Consider the following 12,344-nt stretch of genomic DNA (forward strand, 5'->3'; position numbering starts at 1 on the left):
CCGCTTCGCGGTCCTAGGGCCGGCCCTTCGGGCCGGAGTCCTGCGCTTCGCTCCGGACTGGTTCGGGGTTCCGCTTCGCTCCACCCCGAACAGCCTGCTCTGCAGGCCTGGGTGACCCCGTTTCACGGGGTCGGGGCCTACGGCCCGTTGGGTGGCTTCGCTCCGCTCCCCACCGTCCTTCCGGCTTCGCCTCCAGGACCAGCCCGCTCCGCGGGCGGCTGGCAACAGAAGGCTGTGCGCGCCGCGGTGGGGGCAGGTAGCGCAGAGGTCGACGCGCCCCCCTGCAAGACGCCGGTTCGAATCCCGGCCCGTCCCACCGCGTGCTCTCAAGATGACCCCGGGGTCCAGACCTTCGGCCTGTTGGGCGGGTCCGCTCCGCTCCCCCGCCCTGGGATCCTCCGGCTTCAGCTCCGGCAGCAGGCGCGGCGACTACAAGCTTTCCTGTGGCGTGCCAGGCTGCCAGGTACCGGGGGCGATACCGAGATCCTTCCGCATCTCGTCCCTGGCCACAGTCAACCGATCCCACAACTCGCTTCTGCGTACATCGAGCTCTTGCAGAGCGGACTCCCGATCGGCAGTACCTCTACGCAGTCCCTGCACAAGGCCATGCATCTTTCGGAGGGAGCCGTTGACCGCTCCCAACGCGACGAGTACCTCATCGGACACACTCATCTGCGCTTCAGCATGCTGCGCAACATAAGCCGCCCAAACACTGTCCAGCACAGCACCCGTCTCCGGCGCGACAGACCCCGAATCCAGAAACTCGACGCTGCACGCCACCAGCGCATCCCTGGCACTGCGAGCAGCAGCGTTGATCCTTGCGTAAGACGCTCGCCGCCCCTCAAGGACCTGGGTGTCCCAAGTGTGTTTTCGGTCCTCCAACCGATGGCGATCCAAGCGCTCCAGGTCTTCCCTCCGAAGCCGCTCCGCCCCCCGCTGCGTCAACAGCACCGACATGAGCGTGACCAGACCCCCGAGCACAGCAGCCCCGAGAGTAAGTAATGCCGGCCCCATCAATCTCCCTCCATCAACTCCCCCGGCCGTACCCCCACCCCCGGACATCAACCCAGGCAACCCCACCGAAAGAACCACCGCTCGGGCGTGCTTCAGAATGAGATCTGGATAGAAACTGGACCTGAAGGGATCCCATAGTGCTACTCGGCGCGGGGTTCACTTGCGCTTCGGCGCCAACCTTCAGCTCAGAATCGTGACCAAGGCTTCAGTCACCCAGCCCTCTCGCCAACAAAGCTGCAGGTCACAGGGGTCGACGCCCAACTACAGCCAATACACCAAACCCCTGAAAAAGAGCCGCCGAGTAGCAGTGTTTCGCGTAATCACAGCATGCCGTACGGCGCTCGTTTCGGTTTGTGGCCGGGCGGCTGAGGACAGCCCTTCATGTCTTCGGGCATGAACCAGGGCAGGTAGTGGTGGGCGTTGCTCAGTGGCCACACGGTCGGTGGTGACAGCTTTCGGCACGTGTTCTTGCGCCGCTTGGGGCGTGGCGGCTGGGGTGGGCGAAGTTTCAGCTGCTCTGCGAAATCGGTCAGGCGAGGCAGTCTCCTTGCGTCGAACGGGTCGGTGAAGAGCTTGCCGCTACTGGTATCGGTGGCAAGGAGATGAGCAAACACGGCGGCCTGGAGTAGCGGGCGTGCCCATGGCGGCACCGTGTGGGTCATACAGCCCTGACGGACGTTGTGGGCGTCATGGAGCGTGATCGTGCCGCCGTCGAGCGCGGCGTCGCGGACACGCGCGGTGTCCAGCTGGCTCATCGAGGCTGCGGTGAAACAGGCCGTGGCAAGCTGTGCCGCGAGATGTGGGTGCGCGGTCCCCGTGTGAAGGCGGCGGGCAACCTCCTTCGTGGTGAGGTCCGGCAAAGCGGGAGGTGCGAACCCGCACTCTCCTGTCGGTGGGGCCGTACACGCACACCCGGGGCTGTCCTCCCAAGACAACAACGTGGTCAGGGCCGGCAAGCTGATCCAGCGCCCGCGCAGTGCCCCGGACGCGCTTCCCTCATCGTCGGCCGACTCCCCTTGCTCAGACAGCACCGCCTCCGCGTCGACGAGCTGGTGCTCCGTACGTGCCAGCGCTCGCTCCAAGACCGCGGGCGGTCTGCGGTGGTGACACACCAGGGTGAGCCGCACCCCGGTACAGGCCCGCAGGGCCAAGAGATCAGCCAGGCCGCGGGCGTGGAGGAGATGGGCACGCAGAACCGTCAGGTCAGTAACAGGGAGGGCGAGAATCCAGGCGGCGCACAAAGTCCAGGCCGGGAAGAGGTCCGAACGCCAGTAGCCGGTGAGCGGGACGGGTTTGCCGAGGGCAGCCAGGACGTCCAAGGCCAGGATGAGCGTGGAGTCGGTGCCCGGTGTCGGGTGGATCGTGGCGCGTCCCTTGGGCAGACTGTGCGCGGCCAGCGCCGCCCGGGTGTGGGCCGCGTCGTCACGCGGGTCCATCACCAGTGTGACCGGCGGCAGGTTCGGGCAGGTCAGCACGGTCTCATGCCGCCTGGCGGGTGCTGAGCTTACTGTAGGCCCAGCGCAGCAGTTCCTCGTCCACGGCCTTGCGCCCGGACTCTTTCAAGCCCATGGTCAGGTGGTGGGTGATCTTCGCCCAGGCGCGGAAGTTCCCGTGCGCGGCCTCCTGGTCGCATACCGCGATCAGGGCGGGGTCCGCCTCCTCCCATACCGGGTGGAAAGCGGGAACGACGTCCAGGACCTCATCCATCGGCATACGGCCGATCTCCTGCCACGCATACACACGGGACTCCAGCATCGGCTCGCTCTGCAGCATCTCGAAACAGCCGTTGCCCCCGGTGAAGACGATCGTGAGATCGGAGTCGGTGTCATCCCAGAGGTAGCGCAGGTACTCGAAACAGAGCTTGGACAGCCACTGCGCCTCGTCACACACCAGCACCCGCGGCTCCTCCAACGCCCCGCGCAGCATCCGGTCGAACTCGATCGCATGCGACGGCGGACGGCCCTGCAAACCAAGAGCGTGAAAGAGCTCATGACGCAGGTCCCGGGTGGAAGGGCGGGCGCGGAACTGGATCCGGCGCGTCAGCGTCGGCGCGAGCTCACGCAGACAGGCGTTGACCGCGAAGGACTTGCCGTTGCCGGCCTGCCCGTAAACACAGATCATCGCCTTCGCCTCGATCGCCGCCCGGATGTTCTCCCTCGCTGCCAGCAGAGCGCGGGTGGAGACAATCTGGGCACCGGGAAGGCGCATGAAGTGATCCTCACGCTCTCCCGGCAGCCGTCCCCGCCTTGATGACGTGGGCATCTGGCATCACTCCTCGACAGCCGGTCGCACCCCAGCCACTGGATCGTCTGCGGCGGATGTGGAAAGCCCGGAAGCCTGCGGTACTGCCTGGCCTGTGGGCGCGGCACCGCGCTTGCGAGGCCGGGCCCAGCCCGGCGGCGGCTCGCGGGGCGGGATGAGGTCCGGCAGCGCCCGCGCGGCCAGGTCCACCGCCCCGGACCGGGCGATCTCCGCCTCGGCCTGACCGGAGGTGACCGTGCGCCGAAGACGAGGCGCAGCAGCCGTGGTCGTGGCGGTGTAGCGGGCCTTGCGCAGCTTCTCCGCCGCCTTCAGGTCCGCCTTCAACTGCCGGGCCTTCTTCTCCCTGACCGAATTCAGCGCACGGCGCTGCTCCAGCGTCGCCGCCTCCGCCAGATGGGCGCTGCCCAGGTGCCGGCCCCACCCCTCGGTGGAGAACACCTCGATCTGCCCGTCGTAGTGCGGCAGATACCGCAGCCGGACCCGCATTCCGACGTTCCCCGCCATCCACGGCGCGATATAGGCACGGCGCCGCCATGAAATCCCGTTCGTGGTGATCTTCCGGACCCGGCCATCGTCCTCCAGCGCGAAGAACGCCAGCCTCTCCTCTGCGATGTCCTCGATCGGCGTCGGATCCGCCTCCCACGCCGCCAACGGCGTCAGCCCGTCCGCGAGACCCTCAGGACGGTGACCGGTGTTCCACCCCCGCACCCACCTCAGCAAGGCCTCGACGAACTCCGGATACGACAAGAGGTCTTCCACACGGTCCGGACAATGAGCACCGACCGGCCGGGCCCTGCGGGTATAGCCAGGCAGAGAAACCAGGAACATCTCCTCCACCGCATCGTTCAGCGCCTCGACAGTGCCCTTGAGGTACGGCTTGTACGCCGGCAGATCATGGACCGGGACCGCGAAACCCCCCAGAGCACGCTCCACCGTCCGACACAAGAACTCCTTGCCCCGGTCCACCCGCACCACCCCGGGCAGACCACCGAACGGCCCGTACGGCTCAGCCCGGCTGATCCCCGTGCGCAGCGCGGCCAGGACCGCGTCCCTCGCCGGCTGATGCGGAGTCACCGCCACCCCCACAATCACTTTCGTCGCCACATCGATGAACCACGTCACCCACGGGCACACTGCAAAACCCTCCAGGTCCACGCGTACCGGGATCCGCTTGTGATCCCCCTCCCAGCACGCGTTCCGATGCGTGGGCGGACGCTTGCTGTACACGTCATACCGGCGCCGGGCAGCCTCACCGCCCTTCAGACCCGCCCGCTCCCCCGCAGACAAATCCCGCACCACCGCCCGGTGAAGCACCGACAACGACGGCACCGGGCCCAACGACGGATCCCCCACAGCGCGAGCCACCAGCTCACGGTGCACCGCGGAGACATTCCCACCCCACAACGCCAACAGCTGTCGTATCTCCCGCGTCACCACAAACCTCGACCGCGGCCTCGGACCCGTCCGTCCCTCACGGCGCCCCGCAGACAGCCAGCTCCACACCGTCCGCTCTGACACCTGTAGAGCCGTCGCCACCAAGCGGACGTGCGCGCTCGTCAACTCATCACGCGCGTCCAAATCCAGCAGACGCGAGACCGCGCCCTCACGCCCCAACCCGGCCGACACATCCGAACCCGCTGAACCAGATCCAGGACCGTCCTCCTCCACCCAGCCCCACCCCCGCTACACGCCCGCTACCAGGGGACACTGTCCAGGAACCGGAAGACCACACAGACACACCACGCGAAACACCCAAACGGGGTATCAGGTCTCGCGACAACATAAAGACAGCGCTCTCAAGACCCAGCCCGAGCAACGCGTCTACGCACACAACTGAGGCGAGATACCCGCGCCTGCGAAGCGGTGAGGAGAACGATCAACGCGTAACCGCGCCTGGGCTCAACCAGGCGATTGTCAGTGCCAGGAGGGAGGATAAGGGTGTGGAAGGAGGTCTAGTGTCCCAGTCAGATCCTGCTCGAAACGACTTTTCTCCTGCGCCCAGCGGATGCAGATGGTGCGGCATTGAAGCCTCTGTCCATGCCCGGCAATGGGTGGAAGGGGTGGGGTGGCATGCCTGGGCGGCACCCACCCTCGCTCAACGCAAGGAACGCATGATCAAACGACGGCAGAGTCGCCGACCGGCGAGCCAGTAGCCAGCGCTTGAACCTCAGCAAAGAACTGTCGCAGCTGTTCGGGTACCTCATGGGCGGCCCTCAAGTTTGTGGCCAGCCCGAAGACCATGTCCGGCTTACCATTGGGGCTCGTCTCCTCAGCGTTTTCCTTAATCATCCCGAGAATGCCTGAGCTGAACTTTCCCCCTCGGTGCGCAGCGAAGTCTGACGCCTTCCAGTTCAGCGCAGCGGCACGGGGCCAGCGCGCGTTGGCAGCGGCAGCCCACTGCTCGTCGCTGAACAGCTCTTCCAACTCGTTGTAACCGGCCGCCTCGCCCACGTAGGAGACCTGAGTGCGCAGATCAAGGCCAGCTCGGCGGATCCGGTCGGGTTTGAAGAGCTTGTTGTCCCGACTGTCGGCATCGACCATCAGCATCACGGTCCGCTTGTGTTTGACCAGGTAACTGGCCAGGTGCAGGGCTCCCTCATTGTTCTCGCATGCCCAGAGGGCGACACCGGCGGCCTGAAGGGACAGGCCCTGCGACAAGCGGAAGAGCAGGGGGATGCTCTGACGCTCGGTGTCCCCCTCCACTGCCAGGAAGCAGCGTTCGTGCAGCAGCACTGAGTTTCGCAGACCGAGGGCGGAGGCGATCTGGCCGAGGTGGAAGTCGATGCCTTCGTGTGAGTCGGCGGCGAGACGTTCGACGACAGTGCGGCCACCGTCACCGAGCCTGAGGTGGACAACATCGGCGATGTCGACGCCGTCGATGAGGTTCATGGAATGTGTCGCGACGAGCACGCTGACATGCGGCTGCGCGCACTGCTTGCGAATGATGTCCATCACGGTCCGCTGATGGCGGTAGTCGAGGTGCGTGTCAGGCTCGTCATAGACGACGATCGTCTGGGTGGGTTCTTCGACGTCTTGTTCCGAGGCTGCGGCCAGTTCGTTCTTCTCCAGCAGATTGCTCGTCCACTCCCACACTGCGAGAGCGATACGGCGTGTGCTGCCCTGTCCGGAGCGCGCCAGGTCCACTAGCTCTCCGTCGGCACGCGAGACGTGCAAGGGGGCTCCCTTGAATCCGCCCCTGAAGGACACCTCCGGCTTGACCTCAACGCCGACGAACTCGACACAGTGTTCGCGAATGTGCCGGCACAGGGAGTCAGCCTCCTTCTCCAACCGCTGACTGATCTCTGCTTCGATCTCCTTCACCCGGCCCTGGACAGTCTCATCCTGCAAGTGCAGCTCGTAGCAGCTGTTCAGCGCCGTCCGGACGGCGTCGTCGGGACTCTCGTCCTTGCCTCCGAATGCCAGCAGCCTAGGCAACCGATCTTCCAGCTTCTTGGGGAGCGGATGCCACATTTCAGACTGCGGCAATGTCGCCGCATGCGCTGCCACAGCGGCGAGGAGGTCGTCCTTCAGATTGCCTCTGGCTACGAGGCCGAACTCTTCGACCAGAGCTGCGAGTGTCGACCGGAGCGACCGGCTGAGATCACGCAGACGCGGATCCTCCGGCTGCATGCCCAGGTACTCCAAGGACGGAGCTTCGCCTGCCCGGGCTCGGCGCCGGATGCGGATCGCTGCCGGCAGGTCGCCCTCACTTCGCTCGGTCATGTTTAGAGTGAAGGTTCCCTCCACCCAGGTCTCCGCACACCGGCCCGACTCCGAACCAGTCCCGACCTCGTACGTACGGTCTTCGTCAACCAAGCGGTAAGTACCCAGAAGGAAACCGAGCGCCGCCAGCACACCGCTCTTACCACCGTCGTTGTGACCCGCAAGGATCGTCGGTGAACTGACAGGGATGTCCTCAACGCAGGACAGTGAACGAAATCCGCAGACGGAGAAGCTGTTGAGGTGCACGAAGAGCTGCTCCGTATCCCCGCCCGGACCCCACCAGACGGTTGTGCCTTATGAGTTCATGCAAGCTGCGCCACAAGGCAGCCATGCAGACAGCCAATACTAGGGTGCTCCAGCGCGGCACCTGAGGTGCTTTCAGTCAGTTCCCATACCTCTGGGCTTCGTCTCGTCGAGGCAGTCTGAGGACCGGTCCGGCTCACCTGATTGCCGGATCGGCGAGCAGGGCAGCTCTTCCAGCATCACGAGGGGGGGCTGATGGCACCGAAAAAGTCGTTAGCGGCGCAGCTGATGCAGGCGTACCGCGATGCGCAGAAGGCCAAGGCAGCAGCTGCCAGGCAGGCAGAGGCTGAGCGGGTCCGGCAGGCTCGTGCGGCGGAACGGGAAGCGTCGCAGCGTGCCAAGCAAGAGGCGCAGCGGGAGCGGGAGCAGGCGCAGACCTGGATGCGGGCCAAGAAGCAGAACGAGCGGGCTCGTGCCGAGGAGGCGCGCAAGGCTGATCAGATCGTCCGGGATCTGGAGAAGCGTGAGGCAGCCCGGGTGAAGGCTGCCGAGCAGAAGAAGAAGGCCGCGGCTCGTGAGAAGTCCGAGGCGGATCGGCGCGCGAGGCAGCAGGTGAACGAGGATCTACGCCGCGAGGCTGCGGCGAGGACAGCCGAGGTCGAACAGCAGGTCCAGCGCGTGGAATCCGTGCTCACCACCAGGACTACGGGACTGCAGGCTCACCGCCTACCGGTGGAGGAGGCCCTGGTCAGCGGCGGCCCGGACTCTATGACCGACCATGTCGAAGCCGCGCTCGCCCAGATCGTCTACCCGCCAGGGCTTCGCGGCGTGTGGCGCACCGCGTTCGCGCCGGAATCACGAGAGCTGGTGCTGGAGGTCGAGCTTCCCGGTCAGGCGGTAGTACCAGCGGTCACGCAGTATCGCTACAAAGCATCGACCCCGCCGGCGATTGTGCCACAGCCGCGGAAGGAAGCCGATACCAAGGCCATATACAGGGACCTCGTAGCCAGACTCGCTCTACGCGCCATTGACGAGACCCTCGCCGTGACGCCACCCGCGCTCGTCGATGTCGTGGCATTCAACGGACACGTCAACGCCAAGGACCGCGCCACCGGAAAAGCCGTCCGCCCTTGCCTGATCAGCCTGCGTGCAAGCAGGGAGACCTTCGAAGAGCTCGTCCTCGACGAACCAGAACTCGATCCCGTCCAGAGCCTGCGCTACCTCAACGCGATCGTCTCCCAGCACCCGTACGACCTCGAGCCCATCCGCCCAGTGGTCACCTTCGACCTCACCAAATACAAGCTGGCACCCGAGCAGGACGTGATCGCCGGCCTCGACAGCCGCCCCGACCTCGTCGCACTCGACCCGATTGAGTTCGAACACCTCATCCGCCGACTGTTCGAAGCGATCGGGCTCAAGTCCTGGGTCACCCAGGCCTCACGTGACGACGGAATCGACGCCGTTGCCCTCAACGAAGAACCCCTCATCGGCGGACTCTGCATCATCCAGGCCAAACGCACCAAAAACGCTGTCCCCGCCGAAGCTGTCCGCGCCCTCGCTGGCGTCATGCACGACAAAGCAGCAGCCAAGGGCATCGTCGTCACCACCGCCTGGTTCGGCAAAGCCAGCCACGACTTCGCCCACCGCACCGGCCGCATGGAACTCATCGACGGCCGACACCTCAAAGCGCTCCTCCTCGAACACCTCGGCATCGACGCCCTCATCGGTCTCCCCAAACTCCCACCCGGCTGGGAAACACGAGACCTCACCTAACCCCGCACCCAGCAAGACAACAGCCCCCAACACCAGCCACTGATGGGCCACCCGAGGCCCCACAACCGCCCCCCACCAGGCAGCACACTCACACCGGCTGCCTACAGACTCGGCGCCGAGCTCACCCCCACTTCGGCGTCGCTCTTCAGTAGCAAATCGGCATCAGACCTTCAGTAACGCCACACCCCCACAGCAAACCTGCAGGTCACACAACGCAGCATCCACTGAAAACGAAACGCCAAAGCACTGAAGAACCACCGCCGAATAGCACTCGCGTCCCACCCACGGTGACAGAACAAGGTCGGCGCTGAACGGCCGAAGGTACGTCGGGAACTGCACCCCACCCGACCCAATCCGACTCCTTGCACTGATGTGTGGGAAAGGCATCTCAGGGTCGGCCGGGAAGGGCTCTCCTACGTCTTCGGCGGGGGCTTCGCGTTGCGTCGCTGCCTGCGGCGGTTCTCCAGATCGGTGGCCTCGGCAAAGCCGTGTACGCGACCATCTGGGACCCCGCCACACATGGTCTGACCTGCGCGTTCATCTCCAGGTACCTAGGATGGAACGGTATCCGTGAGGGCGTGGAGCCGGCTTTGTCTGCTTCGGTTACGCCTGCTCACGAACATGCTCAGGACGGTCCAGGGAGGGTGCTTCATGACCGAGACAGGCAACCCCAGTCAGCCCGCGAACGTGCACGAGTACAGCGGCAGCCACATCCAGGTACTCGAGGGCCACGAGGCGATACGCAAGCGCCCCGGCATGTACATCGGCTCGACCGGCGAGCGCGGTTTGCACCAGATGGTGTACGAGGTCGTCTCGTGCGCCGTCGACGAGCATCTGGCCGGCCACGCCGACGTCATCGATGTCACGCTCACCGCGGACGGTGGCGTGCGCGTCGCGGACAACGGGCGTGGCCTGCCCGTTGATGTGCAAGGACCCGGCGGGAAGTCGGCCGTCGAACGCCGACTGACGGAGTTTTTCTTCGACTCCAAGCCCCACACCGGCTACAGGGTTTCCGGTGGCCTCGGCGGCGTGGGCCTGTACGTGGTCAACGCGCTGTCGAGCCGTCTCATGGTCGAGGTCCACCGGGACGGCCACCGCTGGACCCAGGAGTACGAGGAGGGCGACCCCGTCACCGCCCTGACGAGGAACGAGGAGACGGGCGAGCACGGCACCGCGATCGCGTTCCTGCCCGACGCCTCCATCTTCGAGACCACCCACCACTCGTTCGCGACGCTGTCGGAACGCCTTCAGGAACTGGCCTTCCTCAATCCGGGCCTGACCATCTCACTCACCGACGAGCGACCGGAGCGGCCGGTCCGCCACCGGCACACAGACGGCCTGCGGGCCTACGTCGCTCACCTCAACCCCTATCCCCCGAGTCTCGTCCACTCCCCCGCCATCGCCTTCGAGTCGGAGAATCGGGACGCGACGATCTGCGTACAGGTCGCCATGCAGTGGAACACCTGGTCCACGGGAGCGTTCCACTCCTTCGCGAACAGCACCCGCAGTCACGAGGGCGGCGCCCACGAACTGGGCTTCCGTACCGCACTCACGGACATCGTCAACCGTTACGCGCGACGGCAGGGCCACCTGTCGGCAAGCGACGAGGACATCACCACCACGGCCGTCCACACCGGCCTGACCGCGGTCGTCTCCGTGAAGATCGCCCACCCCGTCTACGAAGGCTCCACCAGGACCAAGCTCGCCAACCCGGAAGCAAACGCCTACGTCCAAGAAACCGTCCGAGAACACCTCACCGACTGGCTCGACCACCACCCCAGCGAAGCCACGGCCATCATCCACCACATCCTCGACACCGCCACCTGACCCTGGCGGAAGTCCCTCAGCCGAGCCGCTCCAGGAGGAAGAGGAGGAGCACCACGCACACCACGGCGACCGCCACCCCTCCGGCACCCGTCTTTCCGGCAGAGGGATGCTTGACGTCCTGGATGCAGATGAGTCCGTGCTTGCCGCTTCCGGCGACTCCGGCCAGGTCGATGCCCTGCTGGGCGGCGAACTCCCGGGCTGCGGGGGTCGCGTAGGCGCCGTGTCTCGCCTTGACGGCGGCGATGACGTCCTGCACCCGGACACGGCCGTCGGCGCCCGTGCCCTTGAGGGAGTGCACGTCCACACCGTGCTCGGCCGCGAGCCTGCGGACGGAAGGGTCCAGGGCTCCCTGTCGCCGCTCGTCGGTCGCGCTCAGGGTGGTCGGTGTCCCCGACCGCCTGCCCTCCGTGGAGCGTGCGCCGGTGCTTCTTGCGCGGCCGAGCATGGCCAGCGCCTGGGGGACGGTGGGGCGATCGGCCGGTTCCCTCGCCAGCAGGCCGATGAGCAGTGACGTGAGCGGACCGGCGCGTCGCGGGGGGCGGGGGGTCTGTGTCAGAGCGGCGGTGAGGTTGTCCGAGGGGAACGGGGGCTCGCCTTCCACGGCCTCGTACAGCGTCACGCCCAGCGAGAAAAGGTCGGACCTGCCGTCGTTCGGCGCGCCCTGCCAGCGCTCGGGTGCCATGTAGGCGGGCGACCCGATGACCATGGTGGTGCGGGTGAGCCGGGGATCGGTGTGGGCTACGGCGATGCCGAAGTCCGTGAGCAGGACGTCGCCGTTCTCGCCGAGCATCACGTTGGCCGGCTTGACGTCCCGGTGCATGATCCCCGCGTCGTGGGCCGCACCCAGCGCACTCAGAAGTGCCTCGGCGACGTCGAGGGTACGCCGCAGCGTCAGCGGGCCGTTCGCCCTCAGCTCGTCCGCGAGCGACCCGCCGTCCACCAGCTGCATGACGATCCACGGAGCGTCGTCGACCTCGACCACGTCATGGACGGTGATGATGTGCGGGTGGTCCCGTAAGCGCGCCGCATTGCGGGACTCCCGGGCCGCCCGGGCAAGGAGCTCCGCGCGTGCCTCGTCGGGGACCGAGCCGAGGCGCACCATCTTCATCGCCACGTCCACATCCAGCACCGGGTCGTGGGCCTCCCAGACCTCACCGAAACCGCCGGCCCCCAGCGGTCGGGTCAGCCGGTAACGCCCCCCGATCACCGTCCCCGGATGCGCCCCCCATGCCATCGCTCCCCCGTTCGGACACGCGCCACATGCCCCTTGGTGTCCCTGCCCGGAGTTCGGACAGGAACAGGATAGGAATGCGGACGTCGTTGCGGTAGGTGCACGCCGGGGAGCCGGTGGGCCGCGTGCCCTGCCGCGGGGCGCGGTTGTCCGTCTCGGCGCCGTACACCGGCCCCGGGACATTGAGCCACAAGCGGTCCTCCCGGCGACCGTTACAGCTGGGGTGCACCTGGAACCTCATCGGCTACCTCGACCGCACGGACCCTCTCGT

The 12,344-nt window shown here is 66.3% G+C and carries 7 protein-coding genes; 2 read left to right on the forward strand and 5 right to left on the reverse strand.

The window, feature by feature from the left end; all coding sequences use genetic code 11:
- Window positions 1-1,334 precede the first annotated feature (1,334 nt).
- The 4 genes from ACFYZL_RS34230 to ACFYZL_RS34245 form a co-directional block, all read right to left on the reverse strand.
- Complete coding sequence (locus tag ACFYZL_RS34230; protein ID WP_388684431.1) at window positions 1,335-2,489, reverse strand: hypothetical protein; 1,155 nt, start codon at window positions 2,487-2,489, stop codon at window positions 1,335-1,337.
- Window positions 2,490-2,493: 4 nt separating this feature from the next.
- A complete protein-coding gene (locus tag ACFYZL_RS34235) occupies window positions 2,494-3,222 on the reverse strand; it encodes an AAA family ATPase (protein ID WP_388684433.1) in 729 nt (242 codons plus the stop codon).
- Between the two features lie 60 nt (window positions 3,223-3,282).
- Window positions 3,283-4,863 carry a Mu transposase C-terminal domain-containing protein gene (locus tag ACFYZL_RS34240; protein ID WP_388684501.1) on the reverse strand — a complete coding sequence of 527 codons (1,581 nt, stop codon included), beginning with the start codon at window positions 4,861-4,863 and terminating at the stop codon, window positions 3,283-3,285.
- Between the two features lie 528 nt (window positions 4,864-5,391).
- A complete protein-coding gene (locus tag ACFYZL_RS34245) occupies window positions 5,392-7,245 on the reverse strand; it encodes an ATP-dependent endonuclease (RefSeq protein WP_388684435.1) in 1,854 nt (617 codons plus the stop codon).
- A gap of 252 nt (window positions 7,246-7,497) precedes the next feature.
- On the opposite strand from ACFYZL_RS34245, the gene ACFYZL_RS34250 reads away from it, so the two are divergent.
- Window positions 7,498-9,015 (forward strand): restriction endonuclease, encoded by a 1,518-nt coding sequence (locus ACFYZL_RS34250; protein ID WP_388684438.1) that lies wholly within the window; start codon window positions 7,498-7,500, stop codon window positions 9,013-9,015.
- A gap of 651 nt (window positions 9,016-9,666) precedes the next feature.
- The gene (locus ACFYZL_RS34255) at window positions 9,667-10,842 is read left to right on the forward strand and encodes an ATP-binding protein (RefSeq protein ID WP_388684441.1); all 1,176 of its coding nucleotides are present in this window, start codon (window positions 9,667-9,669) and stop codon (window positions 10,840-10,842) included.
- Between the two features lie 16 nt (window positions 10,843-10,858).
- Here the strand turns inward: ACFYZL_RS34255 and ACFYZL_RS34260 are convergent, their stop codons facing one another.
- The gene (locus ACFYZL_RS34260; RefSeq protein WP_388684444.1) at window positions 10,859-12,049 is read right to left on the reverse strand and encodes a protein kinase; all 1,191 of its coding nucleotides are present in this window, start codon (window positions 12,047-12,049) and stop codon (window positions 10,859-10,861) included.
- Window positions 12,050-12,344: the final 295 nt, after the last annotated feature.

The organism is Streptomyces sp. NPDC001717 (genome assembly GCF_042892775.1).
In the GTDB taxonomy this organism is placed as follows: Bacteria; Actinomycetota; Actinomycetes; order Streptomycetales; family Streptomycetaceae; genus Streptomyces.